The organism is Achromobacter sp. FW305-C-28 (genome assembly GCF_058783235.1).
The window spans coordinates 220,181-239,587 of record NZ_JBYSYL010000009.1; the positions used below are offsets into that span (position 1 = coordinate 220,181).

16 protein-coding genes are annotated in these 19,407 nt (G+C 65.6%); 7 read left to right on the plus strand and 9 right to left on the minus strand.

Going from position 1 to position 19,407, the window contains the following annotated elements; genetic code table 11:
- Positions 1–23: 23 nt before the first annotated feature.
- On the minus strand, positions 24–1,037 hold the full coding sequence (locus AC3WMR_RS21835) for a LacI family DNA-binding transcriptional regulator (protein ID WP_175195798.1): 1,014 nt from the start codon (positions 1,035–1,037) through the stop codon (positions 24–26).
- A gap of 315 nt (positions 1,038–1,352) precedes the next feature.
- Here AC3WMR_RS21835 and AC3WMR_RS21840 point away from each other — a divergent pair, with 315 nt between their 5' ends.
- Complete coding sequence (locus tag AC3WMR_RS21840) at positions 1,353–2,681, plus strand: amidase (RefSeq protein WP_492264918.1); 1,329 nt, start codon at positions 1,353–1,355, stop codon at positions 2,679–2,681.
- Positions 2,682–2,821: 140 nt separating this feature from the next.
- Here AC3WMR_RS21840 and leuA read toward each other — a convergent pair whose 3' ends face one another.
- From leuA to AC3WMR_RS21855, 3 genes are all read right to left on the minus strand, one after another.
- Positions 2,822–4,531, minus strand: coding sequence for a 2-isopropylmalate synthase (gene leuA, locus AC3WMR_RS21845; protein ID WP_492264919.1), 1,710 nt, complete (start codon positions 4,529–4,531; stop codon positions 2,822–2,824).
- 376 nt (positions 4,532–4,907) lie between these two features.
- Positions 4,908–5,885 (minus strand): tripartite tricarboxylate transporter substrate binding protein, encoded by a 978-nt coding sequence (locus tag AC3WMR_RS21850; protein ID WP_492264920.1) that lies wholly within the window; start codon positions 5,883–5,885, stop codon positions 4,908–4,910.
- A 194-nt stretch (positions 5,886–6,079) separates the two neighbouring features.
- Entirely contained in the window at positions 6,080–6,709 is a 630-nt protein-coding gene (locus tag AC3WMR_RS21855; RefSeq protein ID WP_492264921.1) for a hypothetical protein, read from the minus strand.
- Between the two features lie 16 nt (positions 6,710–6,725).
- Between AC3WMR_RS21855 and rpoN the strand changes: the two genes are divergently transcribed.
- Both rpoN and AC3WMR_RS21865 read left to right on the plus strand, forming a co-directional pair.
- Complete coding sequence (rpoN, locus tag AC3WMR_RS21860; RefSeq protein ID WP_492264922.1) at positions 6,726–8,153, plus strand: RNA polymerase factor sigma-54; 1,428 nt, start codon at positions 6,726–6,728, stop codon at positions 8,151–8,153.
- Positions 8,154–8,274: 121 nt separating this feature from the next.
- Complete coding sequence (locus AC3WMR_RS21865; protein ID WP_006392288.1) at positions 8,275–8,556, plus strand: (2Fe-2S)-binding protein; 282 nt, start codon at positions 8,275–8,277, stop codon at positions 8,554–8,556.
- On the opposite strand, the gene AC3WMR_RS21870 is transcribed toward AC3WMR_RS21865, so the two are convergent.
- Entirely contained in the window at positions 8,526–9,443 is a 918-nt protein-coding gene (locus AC3WMR_RS21870; protein ID WP_492264923.1) for a LysR substrate-binding domain-containing protein, read from the minus strand. The genes AC3WMR_RS21865 and AC3WMR_RS21870 overlap by 31 nt on opposite strands.
- 179 nt (positions 9,444–9,622) lie before the next feature.
- Here AC3WMR_RS21870 and AC3WMR_RS21875 point away from each other — a divergent pair, with 179 nt between their 5' ends.
- Together AC3WMR_RS21875 and bfr are read left to right on the plus strand one after the other, a co-directional pair.
- Positions 9,623–10,486, plus strand: a complete 864-nt coding sequence (locus tag AC3WMR_RS21875) for a DMT family transporter (RefSeq protein ID WP_492264983.1) — start codon at positions 9,623–9,625, stop codon at positions 10,484–10,486.
- 367 nt (positions 10,487–10,853) lie between these two features.
- Positions 10,854–11,330 carry a bacterioferritin gene (gene bfr / locus AC3WMR_RS21880; protein ID WP_025139974.1) on the plus strand — a complete coding sequence of 159 codons (477 nt, stop codon included), beginning with the start codon at positions 10,854–10,856 and terminating at the stop codon, positions 11,328–11,330.
- Between the two features lie 81 nt (positions 11,331–11,411).
- On the opposite strand, the gene AC3WMR_RS21885 is transcribed toward bfr, so the two are convergent.
- The 4 genes from AC3WMR_RS21885 to AC3WMR_RS21900 all read right to left on the minus strand — a co-directional run bounded on the left by AC3WMR_RS21885 (position 11,412) and on the right by AC3WMR_RS21900 (position 16,048).
- Positions 11,412–12,113, minus strand: coding sequence for a hypothetical protein (locus AC3WMR_RS21885; RefSeq protein WP_492264924.1), 702 nt, complete (start codon positions 12,111–12,113; stop codon positions 11,412–11,414).
- A 24-nt stretch (positions 12,114–12,137) separates the two neighbouring features.
- Positions 12,138–13,745 (minus strand): peptide chain release factor 3, encoded by a 1,608-nt coding sequence (locus AC3WMR_RS21890; protein ID WP_492264925.1) that lies wholly within the window; start codon positions 13,743–13,745, stop codon positions 12,138–12,140.
- Between the two features lie 110 nt (positions 13,746–13,855).
- Positions 13,856–14,485, minus strand: a complete 630-nt coding sequence (locus tag AC3WMR_RS21895; RefSeq protein WP_006386996.1) for a LysE family translocator — start codon at positions 14,483–14,485, stop codon at positions 13,856–13,858.
- A gap of 45 nt (positions 14,486–14,530) precedes the next feature.
- Positions 14,531–16,048: a DEAD/DEAH box helicase gene (locus AC3WMR_RS21900; RefSeq protein WP_492264926.1), complete on the minus strand. Its 1,518-nt coding sequence runs from the start codon at positions 16,046–16,048 to the stop codon at positions 14,531–14,533.
- A gap of 306 nt (positions 16,049–16,354) precedes the next feature.
- Between AC3WMR_RS21900 and AC3WMR_RS21905 the strand changes: the two genes are divergently transcribed.
- Positions 16,355–17,827 (plus strand): YdgA family protein, encoded by a 1,473-nt coding sequence (locus AC3WMR_RS21905; RefSeq protein WP_492264927.1) that lies wholly within the window; start codon positions 16,355–16,357, stop codon positions 17,825–17,827.
- Between the two features lie 120 nt (positions 17,828–17,947).
- Positions 17,948–19,384 carry a YdgA family protein gene (locus AC3WMR_RS21910; protein WP_492264928.1) on the plus strand — a complete coding sequence of 479 codons (1,437 nt, stop codon included), beginning with the start codon at positions 17,948–17,950 and terminating at the stop codon, positions 19,382–19,384.
- Positions 19,385–19,407: the final 23 nt, after the last annotated feature.

Sequence of the window (19,407 nt, forward strand, 5' to 3'; positions counted from 1 at the left end):
GGGGTATCTGGAGAAAAAGGAATTCAGCGGCGCACGGGTGCGGCGGTGCCGCCGACGACGATGCAGTGCGGCAGGCGATTCGATTGCGGCGGCTGGCCATGGATCTGCGCGAGCAGGTTCGAACAGGCGGCCTGGCCGATGCCGTCGCTGGGTTGCGCCACGGTGGTCAGCGGCGGTGTCAGCAAGGCGCCGAAACGCATGCCGTCAAACCCGCAGACCGAGATGTCGTTCGGCACCGACAGCCCCAGCGCCACCAGGTCGGCAATGACGGCCGTGGCCAGCAGGTCGTTCGAGCAGAACAGCGCGGTGGGCGCCTGCTTGCCGCGCAACGCGCCTTTCAGGGCCTCGGCGTCGCTGCCCGTATGGGAATTCATGGCGATGTGCTGGATCGGCTCCAGGCCCAGCTTCTTGGCGCAGGCGCGGGCGCCCATCAGGCGGCGGCGCGCGCGGTCGGACGCCGTCAGCGGGCCGGTCACGATGGCGATGCGGCGGTGCCCCAGCGCCGCCAGGTGCGACACCATGTCGATGGCGGCGGCGCGATTGTCGACTGATGCATACGGGTGGGCGGCCGACTCGTTGTAGACCAGCACGTAGGGCATGCCGGCGCTGTCCAGGTCGTCCAGCGTGGCGCTGCGCGCGGCATCCGCCACGGTCAGGATCAGGCCGTCGACCTGATGATCGATCAAGCCTTGCACCGCCGCCGATTCCACCGCGGGGTCGTAGCCAGTGGCGGTCAGCATGACGCTGTAGCCCGACTCGCGGGCACGCCGCTCGGCGCCTTCGAAGCATTCGGCAAATACGGGGTTGGACAGCGTGGGCAGGATCAGGCCGATGGTGCGCGTGCTGCCTGAACGCAGGCTGCGGCCCACGCGATTGGGCCGAAAGCCCGCGCGCTTGGCGATGGCGCGGATATGCGCCAACGTATCGGGATGCACGATTTCCGGCTGGTTGAAGGCGCGCGAAACCGTGGCCGGCGAAACGCCTGCCTTACGGGCCACTTCGATAATGGAAAAGCGGGGCGAGGCGCGCGACACCATGTCTACATTGCTGCCGGTTTGCTGAAAACGTTTTCATCTTACAAGACAATTATGACCTTTGTGTTGCACGCGTTTGCGCTATGCTGATAACAACGCAACAACATAAGGCCAAGGCGCGACGCGCGCGGAAATGCCCCGAAAAACGCGGTTTTTCAGTGCTTTTCCTAATTGACGCGACGCGCACAATGGCTGGGTTTGTCACAACCGGCGCGCATCATGCTGCGGCGGATCGGGATAAACCCCAGGTCAAGGGGACCGGGTGCGGAAGTGTCAGTACCGCGCATATCGCGCGGCACCGGGATAGAGGAAAGGATCATGTCTACTGCCTTAAACAGACTTGGCGCGCTTGAAGCGGCGCGCAAGCTGCAACGGCGCGAATTGACTGCGGTGCAATTGGTGCGCGCCTGCTTTGCGCGCATCGAACAACGCGAAAACACCATCCATGCCTGGACGGCGCTGCAAAAGCAGGCCGCCCTGGACCATGCCGAGGCGCTCGATCGCGGCGCCCTGCGCGGTCCGCTGCACGGCCTGCCGCTAGGCGTGAAGGACCTGTTCGATACCGCCGACCTGCCAACGCGCTACGGTTCGCCGATCTACGAGCGGCACAACCCAGGCCTGGACGCTGCCGCCGTTGCCCTGTGCCGCCATGCCGGCGCCGTGGTCATCGGCAAGACGGTCACCACCGAATTCGCTACCTACCAGGCAGGCCCCACGCGCAATCCACGCAACGAAGCCTATACGCCGGGCGGCTCGTCCAGCGGCTCGGCCGCAGCCGTGGCCGACGACATGGTGCCCTTCGCGCTCGGTTCGCAAACCGCGGGCTCCATCATTCGCCCCGCGTCCTACTGCGGCATCGTCGGCTTCAAGCCCACCTTCGGCGCCATTCCGCGTGCCGGCGTGAAAAGCCTGGCCGAATCGCTCGATACGGTGGGCGGCTTTGCTCGCTCGGTGCCCGACGTCGCCTTGTTCGCGTCCGTGCTGATGCGCGACCCGCGCATGCTGGACCTGGCCTACGACGGCAAGCCGCGCGTCGGCATGTATCGCAGCCTGCAGTGGCGGCATGCGCAATCCGAAACCAAGGAAGCCTTCGCGCAGGCCGCGGCCACGCTGTCGCGCGCCGGCGCCTACGTCGAAGAAGTGCCGCTGCCGCCCGAAGACTGCATGCTGGTGCAGCTGCATTCGGACATCATGGCGTTCGAAGCCTCGCAGTCGCTGGCCTACGAACGCCTGGAACACGCCGCGCAGCTCAGCGCCAAGATCCAGGCGGTGCTCGAAGCCGGCGCGCAGATCACCGCCGAAGAGCACATCAAGAACCTGGCACGCGCCGCGGAATCGCGCGCTCGCGTGGAACAGTGGTTCGACAGGTACGACATCCTGCTCGCGCCCAGCGCCAGCGGCGAGGCGCCCTTTGCCGATCTGGGCACGGGCGATCCGCAGTTCTCGCGCGCCTGGACGCTGTTCGGCCTGCCGTGCCTGAACCTGCCCTTCGCCACCGGCCCGCAGGGCCTGCCCGTGGGCTTGCAGCTGATCGGCCGGCGCTACGACGACCACCGCACGCTGGCGATTGCCGCCTGGGTGCACGAGCGCCTGTTGGCCGCCCGCGAGCCCGACATCGGCGCATCCGACATGTGGCCGCGCGGCTGATCGCCTGCTGCGCTGCGCTTCATGCAAAAAGAAAGCCCGCCGGATAAAGGCGGGCTTTTGTTGTGCGGCACGGCTTCATGATAAGAGGCCGGCTTGGGGGGTGACGGCGGTAAGCTCGCCCCATGCTTCCGGGTTTCGGATCACGCGGCCTCGGCGGCCTCTTGTTCGGTGGTGACGGCGCCAGCATTGATGTGGCGGTTCACGGCGCTCAGCACGGCCTGGAACGACGCGGTCACGATGTCGCGGTCGATGCCTACGCCAAAGCCCGTGCTGGATTCACCGACGCGCAGTTCCACGTAGGATGCGGCGCGGGTGTCGGTGCCGGTACCAATGGCGTGTTCGTGGTAGTCCATGATGCGAACCGGCACGTCCAGCGCAGCCACGAAGGCCGAGATCGCGCCGTCGCCCTTGCCCGTCACGATGCGGCGTTCGCCGTTGTATTCGAGTTCGGCTTCGATGCTGAAGTGCTGGCCTTCGCCGGCCGACGGGTTGCCGTCGATGCGGTGGCGGATCAGCTTCCACGGCGTCTTCTGTTCGAGGTACTCGCGGTTGAAGATCGTGTGCACGTCGTCGGCGGTGACTTCACGGCCGGTCTCGTCGGTGACGCGCTGGATGGCGCGGCTGAATTCGATCTGCAGGCGGCGCGGCAACACCAGGCCATGTTCCTGTTCGAGCAGGTACGACACGCCGCCCTTGCCCGACTGGCTGTTCACGCGGATCACGGCGTCGTAGCTGCGGCCGAGGTCGGCCGGGTCGATCGGCAGGTACGGCACTTCCCAGACGGCGTCGGGCTGCTGCAGCGCAAAGCCCTTCTTGATGGCGTCCTGGTGCGAACCGGAGAAGGCCGTGAAGACCAGGTCGCCGGCATACGGATGGCGCGGGTGCACGGGCAACTGGTTGCAGTACTCGGCACAGCGGCGCACTTCGTCGATGTCCGAGAAGTCCAGGCCGGGATGCACGCCTTGGGTGTAGAGATTCAAGGCCAACGTGACCAGGTCGACGTTGCCGGTGCGCTCGCCGCTGCCGAACAGGCAGCCTTCGATGCGGTCGGCGCCGGCCATGACGGCGAATTCGGCGGCAGCCACGGCCGTGCCGCGGTCATTGTGCGGGTGCACGCTGAGCACGATGCTGTCGCGGCGGGCCAGGTTCTTGTGCATCCACTCGATCTGGTCGGCGTACAGGTTCGGGCTGGTGGCTTCGATGGTGGCGGGCAAGTTCAGCACCATCTTGCGGTCGGGCGTGGGCTGCCATACGTCCGCCACGGCGTTGGAGACTTCCAGCGCGAATTCGGGTTCGGTGGTGCTGAAGACTTCGGGCGAATACTGGTAGCGCCATTGCGTTTCGGGGTGCTGCGCCACGTATTGCTTGATCAAGCGCGTGCCGGTGGTGGCGATGTTCTTGATCTCGTCCTTGGACATGTTGAAGACGACCTTGCGGAAGGCCGGCGCGCAGGCGTTGTACATGTGCACGATGGCTTGCTTGGCGCCCGCGGCCGCTTCAACGGTGCGGCTGATCAGGTCTTCGCGCGACTGGGTCAGCACGATGATGGTCACGTCGTCGGGGATGCGCTTTTCTTCGATGAGCTTGCGCACGAAATCGAAGTCGGTCTGCGAGGCCGACGGGAAACCCACTTCGATTTCCTTGAAGCCGATCTTGACCAGCTGTTCGAAGAAGCGGAGCTTGCGCTCGACGCTCATCGGCTCGATCAAGGCCTGGTTGCCATCGCGCAAGTCGGTGCTCATCCAGATCGGCGGCTGCGTGATGCGGCGGCTGGGCCAGGTGCGTTCGGAAAAGTCGCGGGCAAACGGTGCGAAGGGGACGTATTTGGTGGCGGGGTTGGCAAGCATCATCACTACACCTCGATCAGTTTCTTTCGGTTTGATGCTGAATCCGGATGGCATGCGGCCGACAGGCGTTCTGATGCCAAGGGGTTCGCCGAGTCTGGCGAGGGGATTCAGTTTTGAAAAAGGGAAATCGCGTGTGGCAAGCGTGGCTGCCGAGCTACCACGGGGACACTAGGCCCGGCAACCGATCGGTAGGTATAGCGATAGCGCGATGGACGAGATCGAAGCGCGCAGGCCGGCAACCGGAGCGGCAAAGCGTCCGGTGGCAATCGCGAGGGGGGTGCGGTAAGCGGCCATAGGTTGCTAGTCAAACATACTTTTCGGGCAAGCGCAAATGAAAGCGCGATAAAAAAGCCGGGGACAGATCTGTCCCCGGCACGGCTTATTGCGTCTGCATGTGGCCGTTTTTCACGACCTTGCCCAGGCGTTCGCGTTCGTTGGCGGCAAATTCAACGAAGCTGGCGCGCGAGCCGCCGCCCGGCTCGATGCTGCTCTGGCGCAGTGCGTCCTGCACTTCCCTGGTCTGCAGCGACTTCTCGATGGCCGCGTTCATCTTGTCCAGCACGTCCGCGGGCGTGCCGGCCGGCGCGTACAGGCCGGCCCAGTGGCCGATGCGGATGGCGGGGAAACCCAGTTCGGCGGTGGTGGGGATGTCCGGCGCGCTGGCCATGCGCTTGTCCCAGGTGGTGGCCAGCGCCTTGAGCTTGCCGGCCTGGATCAGGGGCAGCGTGACGATGCTGGCTTCCGACGTCGCATCGACCTGGTTGCCGATCACGGCGGTCACGCCTTCCGAGCCGCTCTTGTAGGCGATGGGTTCGACCGGCAGGCCGGTGGCTTCCTTGACCATCTCGGCCACAAAATGCGGCGTGCTGCCGTTGCCGGCCGTCGAGAACGTGATACGGTCCGTCTTGGCCTTCTTGGCGCGCTCGACGAAGTCCTTCAGGTCCTTGGCCGGGTTGGACGGGTTGGCCACGATCACCGATGGAGTCACCGTCAACAGCGCGACCGGGGTCAGTTCCTCGTCTTTGTAGGGCTGGTCCGAGCGAATCAGGCTGTTGGTCACCGTGCCATTGCTGCCCACCAGGTAGGTGTAGCCATCGGCGGCGCTGCGCGCGACGTGCGCGGCGCCGACCACGCCGCCGGCGCCAGGACGGTTTTCCACGATGACGGGCTGGTTCAGGGTCGAGCCCACCGCCTTGGCGATGATGCGCGCGACCAGGTCGTTGGCGCCGCCGGCGCTGAAGGGCGCGACGAACGTGATGGGTTTGTCGGGCCAGGCGGCGGATGCCGGGGCGGCGGCGAAAGCGGCCGAGCAGGCCAGCAGCAAGCCGGCGGCATACCGGACAGGGGTGCGGAACATGAAAAACAACTCCAGGGGGCCGGCCGCGCATCCGGCGTGTCTCGTCAGCCGGGTGGTTTTATTGGAAGGGTGCGCAGCCCGCGGTTGCGCGAGCCTGGAGGGCCAGTATAGGGGAGCCCGGCTGGCAGGGCACTGAAACAATCAGGCCGCCTCGTGGCGGCCTGAAAGCAGGAAAAGCGTCTGAGAAAAAGGCCTTAGCGGGCCGGGCCGCCGATGCGCGGTTCGATGTAGCGTTCGCGTTCGCCACGGGGTTCCGCGCGCGTGTCGCGGCGGTCGTCGCGGGGCGGCTTGGCGGTCGTGCCTTCCAGGATCTCGGCCTGTTCGGCCACCATGGCGATCTTGCCGATGCGGTTGTGGCGGATTTCCGACAGCGAGCGTTGCAGGTCGCCGACGGTGAAGGGGTCTTCGCGGGAGCCCCAGGTCCAGCGCAGCACGCCCAGGGATTCTTCGGACAGTTGGGGCGCCAGGTCGGCCAGCACGCCGGTGCTGACGGGGGTGGCGCGGCCGGAGGCCAGGCTGGCCGAGAGCCAGGCGCGCACGATGAAGAAGACGATCAGGGTCCAGATGCCGGCGACGACCCACCAGATGTACGGATTGACCTTCTGGACCATGTCCATGGTGGGCTGGCCCAGCGAATGCAGGAATTCGTAGTTGACGCGCTTGCCGAAGTCCAGGATCCAGGAGGCGGCGAGATACCAGACGATCACCGCGACGGCGATCACGATCGCACGCACGAGGACTCTGGGAAGCGCCAGTTTGAGCAGGGTCTGACCGATCAGTCGGCAATCCTGGCGAACGCGTGCGGGCGAAGTCTGATTCATCATGCAAAATATTGTACCTATGACCCGTCCAATTTTAGAACTGCGGCCTGGCCAGCATCTGACGCTGACCCCTCAACTGCAGCAATCCATCCGGTTGCTGCAGCTGTCTACGCTCGATCTCGAGGCGGAGATCTCGCAAGTGCTTGCGGATAATCCGTTGTTGGAACGCGACGATGAGCCGTCGTCGGTCGAGACGCAGGCTGAATCCGAGCGCGAATCCTCGGTGCAGGACGATGAACCCGCCGCCGAACGCGAGACGCCGGTGGACGAAATGCCGGGCTCGGGCGGGGTCTATCCCGATGACGACTCCAGCCTGCCCGAGGCCGCCCGCCCGGATACGCTGCGTGAATACCTCCTGGGCCAGCTGGTGCTGACGCGTGCGGCGCCGCGCGACGCCACCCTGGCGGCGCTGCTGATCGACGAGCTGGACGAAAACGGCTACCTGGGCTCGCCCCTGGAAGAGATCCTGGGCTGGCTGCCGGCCGATTCCGAGCCTGACCTGGACGAACTGCGGGCCGCGCTGTCGTTGTTGCAATCGTTCGATCCCATCGGCATCGGCGCGCGCGACATGTCAGAATGCCTGCTGTTGCAATTGCGCAACCCGGACCTGTCACGGCTGCCCGAGGCGGCCGATCCCAAGGTACTGGCCTGCGCCCGGCTCATCTGCAGCCAGCACCTGGCGCTGCTGGCCACCGGCAACAATGCCCGCCTGTGCGCGGCGGTGGGCTGTGACGAGGCCACGCTGCGCGCGGCCCATGGCCTGATACTGCGTCTGGAGCCTCGCCCTGGCCGCGCCTGGACCGTGCCGGCGGCCGATTACGCCGTGCCCGACGTCATCGTGCGCAAGACGCGCCGCGGCTGGCAGGTGACGCTGAACAGCGCCGCCGTGCCGCGCCTGCAGATCAACGGCCTGTATGCGCAGATGTTGAGCAACCAGAAGGAATCCGCCCACGCCGGCCTGCAATCGCAATTGCAGCAGGCCAAGTGGATGATCCGCAACGTCGAGCAGCGCTTTGACACCATCCTGCGTGTCGCCCAGGCCATCGTCGAACGTCAGACCGCCTTTTTCAGCCAGGGGCCGGCGGCGATGCGGCCGCTCATCCTGAAAGACATCGCGGGCGAGCTCGGCCTGCACGAATCCACCATTTCACGGGCCACGACGCAGAAGTACATGCTCACTCCGTTCGGCACGCTGGAACTCAAGCGCTTCTTCGGCGCCGGGGTCTCCACGGACGGCGGCGATGTGACGTCGGCCACGGCGGTGCAGACCTTCATCCGCCAGATGGTGGCCGACGAGAACCGGGCCAAGCCCCTGTCGGACAGCCAGATCATGGAAAAACTGGCCGACCAGGGCATCGTCATCGCTCGCCGGACGGTGGCCAAATACCGCGAAGCCCTGCGAATTGCGCCTGCCGCGCTGCGCAAGGCGCAGGCTTCGGCCCGCTGAATCGGGGACGGACGTTTTCGAAAACGTCCCTTATTTCAACGGGTTGCGTGACAAATCGGTTGCAAATTTTTTTGCATGCGGGGACTTGCCAGTACCGGAATAATTTTCGATAATTATTCTCATGTACATTTGCGTATGTAATGCCATCACCGAACGCCAAGTCCGCGCCAGCGTGGACGCGGGCGCGACGTCGCTTTCCGACCTGCAGTTCGAGCTGGGCGTAGCCACGTGCTGCGGCTGCTGTGCGGCCACCGCCGCCGAATACCTGCCGGGCGGCCGCTGCTCCAGCGTGTGCGATGTGCGCTCGATCGCCGTTCCGGTCAATCCGCCGGCCGCCATGGCCGAACCGGGTGCGGCCGCGGCGAACAGCAGCTATCCGGTCATCCAGGTCGCCGTCGCCTGAACGGCGTCGCCCTCCACGGCTCGCAGGCTTTGCCCCGCGAGCCGTCGCATTTCTGTTTCACAAAATTCCCTGATCGTCTCCGCCAGGTGGCGCACCGGTTCACGCGCCGGTTGCACCACGCATAGCGCCAGCTCGGACGACGGCACGGCGGGAAACGCCTCATCCACCGGCCGATGGCCGGCCGCCATGCAGCGGCGCTCCAGCAAGGCCACCCCCAAGCCTCCAGACAGCGCGGCCTGCAACCCCGTCAGGTTGGGGCTTTCGTAGGCGATGCGCCACCGGCGTCCGGCCTGCTCCAGCGCGTGAATGGCGCGGTTGCGGTAGATGCATCCCTGCGGAAAGGCCACCAGCGGCACGGGTTCGCCGGCGGCCGGCAGTTCGCCGGGGCCGGTGATCCAGTGCAGATGCTCGGGCCACGCCGCCAGCGCCGCACCCGCGCCCGGTTCGCGCTTGAGCAGCGCGATGTCCAGATCGCCGCGTTCCAGGCCGCGCGTCAGGGCGACGGTCAGGTCGCAACGGACCGACAGCCTCACTGCTGGGCGGGCGCGGGCAAATTGCGCCACGACGGCCGTCAGCGTATCGGCCGCGAAATCGTCCGGGATGCCTAGCCGAATCACTTCGACTCGCTTGCGCCCGCTGACGGCCTCGCGCACCTCGGTGGACAACGCCAGCATGCGCCGCGCATAGCCGAGCAGGCGTTCGCCGTCTTCGGTCAGGTGCACCTGGCGGCCATCGCGCACGAAGAGGGCGCATTCCAGCGTTTCCTCCAGTTTGCGGATCTGCTGGCTGACGGTGGATTGGCTTCGGTGCACGCGTTCGCCAGCACGCGTGAAGCCGCCTGCGTCCACCACCGATACAAAACTGTGCAAGAGATCGAGATCCAGCATGGCAATCGCCTTCCCATTGGTTTTTCAAATACTTTTGATCCAAATAAAGCGTTTGTCAATGGATAGGGCCGCGCCCAGAATGGGCTCTTCATTCCTGCCTGTCTACCTTGGACCTGCCCATGAAGGCGTCATCGACTCTCCCCGCTTCCCTGCCCGCGGCTTCGCCCGACAGCACGCCCATGGGCGTGGCCTGGGCCCCCATCGCGGCCTTCTGCTTTCTGTGGAGTTCGGCATTCGCGGCGGCCAAGATCGCGGTCCGTGACTGTCCGCCGCTGACGCTGCTGACGGTGCGCTTCCTGATCGCGGGGGCGTTGATGTTGGGGGTGGCCGTGGCCAGCGGCCGCTGGTCTCGTCCCAGCGGTCGCGACGTGGCATCGCTGGTGCTGCTGGGCGTGTTGAACAATGCGCTGTACCTGGGCTTGAGCTGGAGCGGCATGACCACGGTGTCATCGGCCTTCACGGCCGTGCTGATCAGCACCAATCCGCTGCTGATCGGCGTGCTGGCCGGGCCGGTGCTGGGCGAGCGGCTGGGCTGGCGCAAGATGCTGGGCCTGTGCCTGGGCCTGGCCGGCGTGGCGCTGGTGCTGCGCTCGCGCCTGTCGGGCATGCAGGAGGACCTGCATGGCACGTTGCTGGTTACGGGTGGCCTGGTGGCGCTGGTGGCGGGTACCCTGCTCTACAAGCGTTTGAAGCCCACGACAGGCCTGTGGACTGCCACCGGCATTCAATCCCTGGCGGGCGCCGTGGCCTTGCTGCCCGTCGCGCTACTGCACGAGAACATCGGGGATGCGCGTTTCACGGCCAGCCTGTTCTGGAGCATGGCCTACATGATCGTGGCGGTGTCCATCGGCGGCTACTACCTGTGGTTCATGATCCTGGGCCGCGCCAGCGCCACCGCGGCCAGCGCGCTGCATTTCCTGATGCCGCCGCTAGGCCTGCTGTTCGGCTGGCTGGTGCTGCGCGAATCGGTGTCGTGGCTGGACCTGCTGGGTATCGTGCCGATCGCGTTCGGCATCTGGCTGGCCACGCGGCGCGCGCCTTGATGGGCAAGGCGTTGCCGCGGGTTGTTCAGGCACAACGTGGCGCGTTGCCGGACATCGATGCACAAAGCCGCCCAGTGATGATGTGAGTATCGCGTGATACCGCCGTGAATGTGGGCGGATTCGCGCCATGCGCAAGCTCGCAAGCCGCGAATAACCTGCGTTGCCCCTGCACGTCATCAAGCACGCATACTCATTCTCATTTGTTTGTCGCTTTCTTGTAGCGCTCGTAAAGCGGTTTACCAAATGCACGCCAAGGCTAGTCGCGGCCCTGTCGCGGATGGTAGTCTGCCGGGGTTGCGTACTCGCGGCATCGTGCGCTTCTTGTCGCGATGCGATGCGCGTCGCGCCTGACTGCAAGGAGTCCATTATGAAAGGCGATAAAACCGTCATCCAGTTCCTGAACAAGCAACTGACCAACGAACTGACGGCCATCAACCAGTATTTCCTGCATGCCCGCATGCTGAACCACTGGGGCTTCGACAAGCTGGGCAAGCACGAATACGAAGAGTCCATCGGCGAAATGAAGCATGCCGATCGCCTGATCGCGCGCATCTTCATGCTCGACGGCCTGCCCAACCTGCAAGACCTGCATAAGCTGCTGATCGGCGAAGACGTGCCTGAGCTCCTGGCCTGTGACCTGAAGCTGGAACAAGCCGCCCACGCCACTGTGCGTGAAGCCATTGCACACTGCGAATCCGTGCGTGACTACGTGTCGCGCGATCTGTTCCAGGACATCCTGGACGACACGGAAGAACACATCGACTATCTGGAAACCCAGATCGACCTGATCGACAAGGTCGGCCTGCAGAACTACCTGCAAAGCCAGATGTCCGTGCCCGAGTGATTGTCATCGAGGCATGAAAATGGCGCCCCTGGGGGCGCCATTTTTTTTACCTGCGCGCCATGCGCGGCAAGGTCAATCGGCTTACTGCGGACGAGCCGGGCATTCGGCCATCGTGCCCCAGGCGCGGTTGGGCGCACAGTACTTGTTGCGCGCCGCCCAGGAACACGAGGGGCGCTCGAAGAAGCCTTGGGATGCGCACTGCGCCAGTTCGCGCTTGAGCGCATCTTGCCAACCGGGTGCGCCCGGTGCGGGCGACGAGTTGGGCGGGGGGGGCTGCACCAGTTGCGGGTTGCCGTAGCCGCCGGCCTGCGCCTGGGCGGGCGCCTGCTGGGTTTGGCCGCCATTGACGGCGGTGCCGGTGCCAGGGGCTTGCAGGTCGAGCGTGCTGACGTCGGACGAGCCCTGCGGCAGCGGCACTTCGGAAGCGGCAGCGATCTCGCGGGCCTGTTCCTGGGTGATGCGTTCGCGCGAGAGCTTCACGGCCGGGTCGCTGACGGTGTCGAACAGGGACACCGTGTTGATGGCCCATTCGCGGTCGGCGGGTTTGTCGGGCACGCCGAGCGTGCCGTCGATGCGCGGCTGCGGCGGCTGGGCCACGTAGGGACGCCCATTGGCGTCGAGCACGGGCTGCTGCGACGCGGCCGCATCCTGGCCGGGCGCAGGCGCGGCGGGCGGCGCATGTGCCACCAGCCAGTCACCCAATTGAATACCGCCCCAGGCCGACGCGCCGAGCGCCAGCAGAAGCGTTGCGAATAATAAACGCCAAGACATTGCTACCCTCATGTGCCGTGCGGTACCCGAACGGGTCTACGCCTTGTCTCCGAAGACCTTGCCGCCGTGCTCTCGCATGGCGTGGAATTTCACATCCGGATACAGTTCTTCGGCTACGCGCAACTGCGCAGGAGAACTGATCAAAAACGCCGCCGCATCGACCACATCATAGGCGATATGAGCCGCATTGGCATCCATGAACTTGCGCAGCGCCTTGGGGTTTTCAGACGTAATCCAACGTGCCATTGTGTAGCGCGAAGGCAGCATCCGGGCGTCTACGCCGTACTCGGTTTTCAGGCGGTGGGCGACGACTTCGAACTGCAGCTGGCCGACTGCGCCAAGCAGCAGCGAGCCGCCGGCGGCCTCGGGGCGGAACACCTGGATGGCGCCCTCTTCGCCCAATTGGGTCAGGCCGGTGCGCAATTGCTTGGTGCGCAGCGGGTCTTTCACTTCAACCGCCTGGAACAGCTCGGGCGCGAAGAACGGCAGGCCGGTGAACTGCAGGGTCTCGCCTTCGGTCAGCACGTCGCCCAGTTGCAGCACGCCGTGGTTGGGGATGCCGATGACGTCGCCGGCATAGGCTTCGTCGAGCAGCTCGCGGCGCTGCGACAGGAACGACACCACGTTGTTGGGGCGCATTTCCTTGTTGGTGCGCGCAACCTTCAGGCGCATGCCGCGTTCGAAGCGGCCGGAGCTGACGCGCACGAAGGCGACGCGGTCGCGGTGGGCCGGGTCCATGTTGGCCTGCACCTTGAAGACGACGCCCGTGAACTTGGGCTCTTCCGGTTGCACCTCGCGTTGCAGGGCCATGCGCGGGCCGGGCGGCGGGGCCTGCTCGACCAGGGCGTCCAGCACTTCCTGCACGCCGAAGTTGTTGATGGCCGAACCGAAGAACACCGGGGTCTGCTTGCCGGCCAGGAACTGGGCGCGGTCGAACGCGGGGGCGGCTTCGTTGATCAGTTCGATCTCGCCGCTGGCCTGATCGAAGGCCGAGCCGAAGCGGCGGCCGATCTCGGGGTTGGCCAGGCCTTCGATGAAGTCGTCGTTGTCCGAGCGGCGCTCCTGACCGGGGCGGAACACGCGCATGCGGTCGCGGCGAATGTCGAACACGCCGCCGAAGGCCTTGCCCATGCCCACGGGCCACGAGAACGGCACGGCGTCCATGCCGAGGTGGCCTTCGATCTCGGACAGCAGTTCGAGCGGCTCGCGCACTTCGCGGTCCATCTTGTTGATGAACGTGATGATGGGCGTGTTGCGGGCCCGGCAGACCTGCAGCAGGCGGATCGTCTGCGGCTCGACGCCGTTGGCGGCGTCGATCACCATCAGCGCGGCATCAACGGCCGTCAGCACCCGGTAGGTGTCTTCGGAGAAGTCCTGGTGGCCCGGGGTGTCGAGCAGGTTGATGACGCAGTCGCGGTATTCCATCTGCATCACCGAGGACGCCACGGAAATGCCGCGCTGCTTTTCGATTTCCATCCAGTCGGACGAGGCGTGGCGCGACGCCTTGCGCGCCTTGACGCTGCCGGCGATCTGGATCGCGCCTGCGAACAGCAGCAGCTTTTCGGTGAGCGTGGTCTTGCCCGCGTCAGGGTGGGAAATGATGGCGAACGTGCGGCGCCGCGCGACTTCTTGAGGGATGTTCATGATCGGAGGATTCTACTCAACGCCGCATTTCAGTCCGGCGCGGTCCGGTATCGTGCATCAAAACAAGCGGGGCACGCGCCGCTGCCGGCGCGTGCCCCGCGCGAAAAAATTCAGGAATGGCGACGGAACGACGCCAGGAACACGCCGGCCAGGATGAACAGCGAACCGAAGGTGCGGTTCATCCAGCGGATGTGCTTGGCGTCGCGCAGCAGGCGCAGCACGCGGGCCGCCAGCAGGGTGTAGACACCCATCGCGACCAGGTCGGTGAAGGCCAGCGTGCCCGCCAGCGCCGCGTATTGCGGCGTCAGCGGCAAGGCAGTATCGACGAACTGCGGCACGACTGCCAAGAGGAACACCGTGCCCTTGGGGTTCATGGTGTTGATCAGGAAGCCGCGCATCACCAGCTCGCGGATCGAGGCCTGCTTGGGATCGCCCGCGTCCACCGCGACGGGCGCGGCATCGGTGCGGATCTGGCGCACGCCCAGGTAGATCAGGTAGGCCACGCCCAGGTACTTGACCACGTTGAAGGCCATCTCGGACGTGGCCAGCACTGCGCCCAGGCCGACAGCGACCACGACGAACTGGAACAGGATGCCCATGATGAGGCCGGCCGTGTTCCAGTAGCCGCGCGCGAACCCGTATTTCAGGCCGGAAGACATGGCCGAAATGGCCCCTGCGCCGGGAGAGAACGAAATGGCCCAGGAGGCCAGGAAGAACGTCAACCAGGTTGAGAGGGGCATGATGGCGCGGGTCCGTGGATCGCTCTGGAAGGATTGCCTGGAATATTACTTGGACAGCAGCGCGGCGCGGGGGGACCCTGCCGGACGGCCCGAGCCGCCGTTGCCGGCGGGACGTGCCGAGCCTTCGGGGCGGCGGTGGTTCTGCTGCGGGCGGGCCTCGTTGCGGCCGGCGTGGGCCGGACGCTCGGCGGGCTTGCCATCGCGCGAGGCCTGGCCGCTACGGCTTTCGCCGCCGGCGCGGGCCGGCGCCGGCGCACGGCCGCCACCGGCGCTGCGAGGCGCGGCGTTGGCCGGGCGCGAGCGGCGGTCGCCGCCGTTGCCGTTGCCACCGCGGCCGCCGTTGCGGTTGCCGCCGCGCGGGGAGCGCGCGTCTTCGTCGCGTTCCTGGCGGTCAAAGGCTGCCGCGCTGGTGGCGGGCGGCGTCCAGTCCAGCACCGGCTTGCGCTCGATGGTCTTCTTGATCAGGCGCTCGATGTCCTTGAGCAGCTTGATTTCGCTGTTGTCCACCAGCGAGACCGCGGCGCCCGTGGCGCCGGCGCGGCCCGTGCGGCCGATGCGGTGCACGTAGTCTTCCGGCACGTTGGGCAGCTCGAAGTTGACCACTTGGGGCAACTGGTCGATGTCCAGGCCGCGTGCAGCGATGTCGGTGGCCACCAGCACCGTGACGGTGCCGTCCTTGAAGCCGGCCAGCGCACGGGTGCGGGCCGATTGGCTCTTGTTGCCGTGGATGGCGGCGGCGGTCAGGCCGTCTTTCACGAGCTTTTCAGCCAAGCGGTTGGCGCCGTGCTTGGTGCGCGTGAACACCAGTACCTGGTGCCAGCCGCTTTCACGGATGATGTGGCTGATCAGGTCGCGTTTGTGGTGCTGTTCGACCAGGTGCACCGTCTGGGTGACCAGTTCGGTGGCGGTGTTGCGCGGGGTGACCGAGACCTCGCCCGGATCATTCAGCACGCCGCGGGCCAGCGAACGGATCTCGTCCGAGAACGTAGCCGAGAACAGCAGGTTCTGGCGCTGCTTGGGCAGCAGGGCCAGGATCTTGCGGATGTCGCGGATGAAGCCCATGTCCAGCATGCGGTCGGCTTCGTCCAGCACCAGGATCTCGACGCCGGACAGGTCGACCGTTTTCTGGCCGCAGTGATCCAGCAGACGGCCGGGCGTGGCCACCAGGATGTCCAGCGGCTTGCGCAGCGCGGAGATCTGGGGGTTGATGTTGACGCCGCCGAACATCACCATGGACGTCAGCGAGGTGTGCTTGCCGTAGGTCTGCACCGATTCGGCCACCTGCGCGGTCAGTTCACGCGTCGGGGTCAGGATCAGGCAACGGGGGCGGCCGGGCTTGCGGGCCTCGAGCTTTTTCTGCATCAGCAGATGCAGGATGGGGAGCGTGAAGCCAGCGGTCTTGCCGGTGCCGGTCTGGGCGGCGGCGAGCAGGTCGCCGCCTTTCAGGACCTGCGGAATCGCCTGGGCCTGGATGGGGGTGGGTGCGGTATAGCCGGTGTCGGCAATGGCGCGCAACAGGGAATCAGCCAGCCCGAGGTCGGCGAAAGAGGAAGAGGTAGTCAAAACAACTCCAGCGGCAGCCCGTCGCTCAAGTTGAGAGACTCCAATCCAGGCGGACGAATAAGGAGAAAAGGGAAGCGCCCTGATTGGGCGAAGCTTGGCGGCGAAGTGCCTAGCGGACGTGTGCAGATTGGCAAAGCACACCCGTGGATTGTAGCTGATGCCGCGCCGCAACACCCGTGCGATTCCCGAGGGATGTATAACTAAGTAACATTTGGCAGCGGCTATTACGATTTAGGTGTAATCCCTAGGGCGATGCTCCCTATAATCCGAGCGCTTATCTCCCACATAAAGAAATAAAGGGTTGCTATGAAAAAGGCGGCAGTAGCGGGTTTGGTCGTTGCGCTGGGCGCAATCTGGACGGGCACGGCCTGGTACACCGGTCAAAAGGCCGAAGCGTTCGTCAAGCAATCGATTGACGACGGCAACGTCGAACTCAGGAAGGTCGCCGACAAATGGGGCGTGAACGCCGTCATCGAACTGATGTCGTTCGAGCGCGGCGTGTTTTCCTCGTCCGAGCGTTATCGCGTGAAGTTCACGTTGCCTGCCAAGGATGGCAAGCCGGCCGAAGAGCACGAAGTCCAGTTCACCGAGCAACTGGATCACGGCCCCTTCCCGCTGTCGAACCTGACGTCGGGCAAGCTGGCGCCGGCCATGGTTGCCAGCCGCTTCAAGATCGAGGAAACCCCCGCCGTCAAGGGCTGGTTCACCGCCACCAAGGGCGTGACCCCGCTGTCTGGCGCCTACAGCGTCAGCTATGGCAAGACCATCTCGGGCACGTTCAACCTGGCCCCGGCCGAAGCCACCAGCAACGCCACCACGCTGACCTTCGCGGGCATGACGGGTGACGTCACCTACGAAACCGGCACCAAGCACGGCATCTTCGCCATGAAGAGCGACAGCGTGGCGCTGTCGGGTCCGGCCGACGAAAGCGACATCGTGGGCATGGCCATCAAGGGCATCACGTTCAACAGCGACTTGACCCCGGGCAAGAGCGACATGCTCATGGGCAGCCAGAAGCTGACCTTCAAGGACTGGACGATTTCGTCCAAGACCCGTCCGCCCGTGCAGTTCAAGGACACCACCGTGGCCGTGGACCTGGCGGAAGCCGACGCGGGAATCAGCGGCAAGCTGATGCTGGATTTCGGCATGATCAATGTCGAGAACAAGGACATGGCGGGCATGCAGCTGGCCCTGGGCCTGAAGAATCTGGATCCCAAGGCGCTCAAGGCCCTGAACGACGTCTACGAAGCCGCATCGCGCCGCATGGTGCAAAGCGGCAGCGAGAAGCCGACGCCGGATTTCACGCCTGAAGAACAGCAAGTGCTCAAGACCAACGTCGAACTGCTGATGGCCGGCAACCCCAGCCTGTCGGTGTCGCCCCTGCAGGTGCGCACTGCCAACGGCACGTCCACGTTCAATCTGGACGTGGACCTGACCAAGCCGGCCTCGGTTGATAAGAACGTCTGGGACGTAGCCTCGCAGGCGATCCGCAAGCTGGACGCCAAGCTGGTGCTGTCCAAGGGCAACATGGCCGACCTGATGTCGATCCAGCCGCAGCTGCAAGGCGTGCCGGCCGACCGTGCCACGCAGACCGCCAAGGGCCAGGCCGAAATGATCGGCACCATGGCGACCGCCATGGGCGTGGCCAAGGTTGAAAACGACAACATCGTTTCCTACCTGAACTATGCCGACGGCCAGGTCGACTTCAACGGCAAGAAGATGCCGCTGCAGCAGTTCATGATGATGGTCATGAGCGGCGCGATGGGTGGCATGCGCTAAGCCATTCAGGGCACTCGATCGGACGCGCCGGCGTGATGCCGGCGCCCATTGCGGGCTGCGGCGCCTTCGGGTGCGGCAGCCCGTTTTTCATGTGACGATCACAACACCAAAAGGGGCATCATGAGAAAGTGGGTATCGACAGGCTGCGCGGTGGTGGCGCTGGGTGCGATCTGGACCGGCACCGCCTGGTACACGGGCAAGCAGCTGGAGGCTGGGCTGGGGCCGTTGGCCGAGACGGTCAATGCGCAGGCGCAGCAGATCGGCTTGACGGTGAGGGGTCAGTCCGTGTCGTTCGAACAGATGTCGTTCGAGCGGGGCGTGTTCACATCGCACGCGCGTTACCGCGTGCTGGCCGCGCCGTCCGAGCAGGACCGCGTTGCCGACGAGCAGGACGTCCAGTTCGTGGCGCGCATCGATCATGGCCCGTTTCCCCTGTTCCGGCTTGCCGAAGGCCATTTCATGCCCGCCATGGCCGCCGCTCGCGTGCAATTGGCCGAGACGCCCTCGACCGCCGCATGGTTCAGTGGGGCCAAGGGCGCGGCGCCGGCAATGGCCGAGGCCGTGGCCAGCTATGGCCGGGTGGTGTCGGGCACGTTGACGCTGGCGCCGGTGGATTATGCGCAGGATGGCACCACGGTCAGCTTCTCGGGCCTGCAGGCCCGGGCCAGCGTGGCGCCGGATGGCAGGCACACGACGTTTGCCGTTGCGGCCGAGAAGATGGATTCCACCGAGCCGTTCGACGAAAAGGGCGTCACGCGTACGCGCCGGCTGTCCCTGCGCGGGCTGGACCTCTCGCACGAATCGACCCAGGCCGCCGATGGCGCGGTGACCAGCGCCAGCCAGGCGGCGATCAAGCACTGGGCGGTGGAGGTCGACGATCAGCCGGTCACGTTGCGCGATCTGGTCGTGACGGCCAACGCCAGCGGTACGCGCAATGCCATGAACAACACGTTGAAGGTGCAGGTCGCAGGGATCGATGTGCGCGGCACGCAGGTGGCCAGCGTGCGCATGACGGCCCGCGCAGCGAACGTGGACCTGGCCTCGTTCGAGGCCTTTCGCGGCACGATGGAGCAGGCTGAGGGCGGCGCATCGATGGGCGAGAAAGTGGAGGGCATGGCGCATCTGATGAAGTTCCTGCTGGCCAAGCCGGCCTTCTCGGTGGACACCTTGCAGGTGGACACGCCCAGCGGCCCGGCGACGCTGCGGCTGGAGGTGGCATTGGATGCGCCTACGCTGTGGAATCGCGCGCCGGCCGCGATCATCAAGGAAACCGTGAAGAAGCTGGACTTGCGCCTGAGCGTGCCCGCCGGGAGCCTGGTGGACCTGATCTCGGTGCGTGGCCTGGCAGAGGGGCTGCCTGCCGAGGTCGCGCGCGACGCGGCGCGTCAGCAGGCCGATGCCATCCGCGACCGGTTCCTGCAGAGTCAATGGGGGCGTCAGGACGGCGACAAGCTGGTCACCAATCTGAACTTCGAGGGTGGTCAGGTGGATATCAACGGCGAACGCATGACGGTCGATGCGTTCATGGCCCGGCCGCTGATGCCGCGCGATCGCTGAGGCGCCGCGGACCCGCGCCAGGG

What these genes read in the sequence shown, in the direction of transcription:
- leuA (WP_492264919.1), bottom strand. Translation starts at nt 4,531, where the DNA reads ATGATGCTTGCCAACCCCGCCACCAAATACGTCCCCTTCGCACCGTTT.
- AC3WMR_RS21910 (WP_492264928.1), top strand. Translation starts at nt 17,948, where the DNA reads ATGAGAAAGTGGGTATCGACAGGCTGCGCGGTGGTGGCGCTGGGTGCG.
- bfr (WP_025139974.1), top strand. Translation starts at nt 10,854, where the DNA reads ATGAAAGGCGATAAAACCGTCATCCAGTTCCTGAACAAGCAACTGACC.
- AC3WMR_RS21835 (WP_175195798.1), bottom strand. Translation starts at nt 1,037, where the DNA reads ATGGTGTCGCGCGCCTCGCCCCGCTTTTCCATTATCGAAGTGGCCCGT.
- AC3WMR_RS21895 (WP_006386996.1), bottom strand. Translation starts at nt 14,485, where the DNA reads ATGCCCCTCTCAACCTGGTTGACGTTCTTCCTGGCCTCCTGGGCCATT.
- rpoN (WP_492264922.1), top strand. Translation starts at nt 6,726, where the DNA reads ATGACCCGTCCAATTTTAGAACTGCGGCCTGGCCAGCATCTGACGCTG.
- AC3WMR_RS21865 (WP_006392288.1), top strand. Translation starts at nt 8,275, where the DNA reads ATGTACATTTGCGTATGTAATGCCATCACCGAACGCCAAGTCCGCGCC.
- AC3WMR_RS21840 (WP_492264918.1), top strand. Translation starts at nt 1,353, where the DNA reads ATGTCTACTGCCTTAAACAGACTTGGCGCGCTTGAAGCGGCGCGCAAG.
- AC3WMR_RS21870 (WP_492264923.1), bottom strand. Translation starts at nt 9,443, where the DNA reads ATGCTGGATCTCGATCTCTTGCACAGTTTTGTATCGGTGGTGGACGCA.
- AC3WMR_RS21850 (WP_492264920.1), bottom strand. Translation starts at nt 5,885, where the DNA reads ATGTTCCGCACCCCTGTCCGGTATGCCGCCGGCTTGCTGCTGGCCTGC.
- AC3WMR_RS21855 (WP_492264921.1), bottom strand. Translation starts at nt 6,709, where the DNA reads ATGATGAATCAGACTTCGCCCGCACGCGTTCGCCAGGATTGCCGACTG.
- AC3WMR_RS21875 (WP_492264983.1), top strand. Translation starts at nt 9,623, where the DNA reads ATGGGCGTGGCCTGGGCCCCCATCGCGGCCTTCTGCTTTCTGTGGAGT.
- AC3WMR_RS21890 (WP_492264925.1), bottom strand. Translation starts at nt 13,745, where the DNA reads ATGAACATCCCTCAAGAAGTCGCGCGGCGCCGCACGTTCGCCATCATT.
- AC3WMR_RS21905 (WP_492264927.1), top strand. Translation starts at nt 16,355, where the DNA reads ATGAAAAAGGCGGCAGTAGCGGGTTTGGTCGTTGCGCTGGGCGCAATC.
- AC3WMR_RS21885 (WP_492264924.1), bottom strand. Translation starts at nt 12,113, where the DNA reads ATGAGGGTAGCAATGTCTTGGCGTTTATTATTCGCAACGCTTCTGCTG.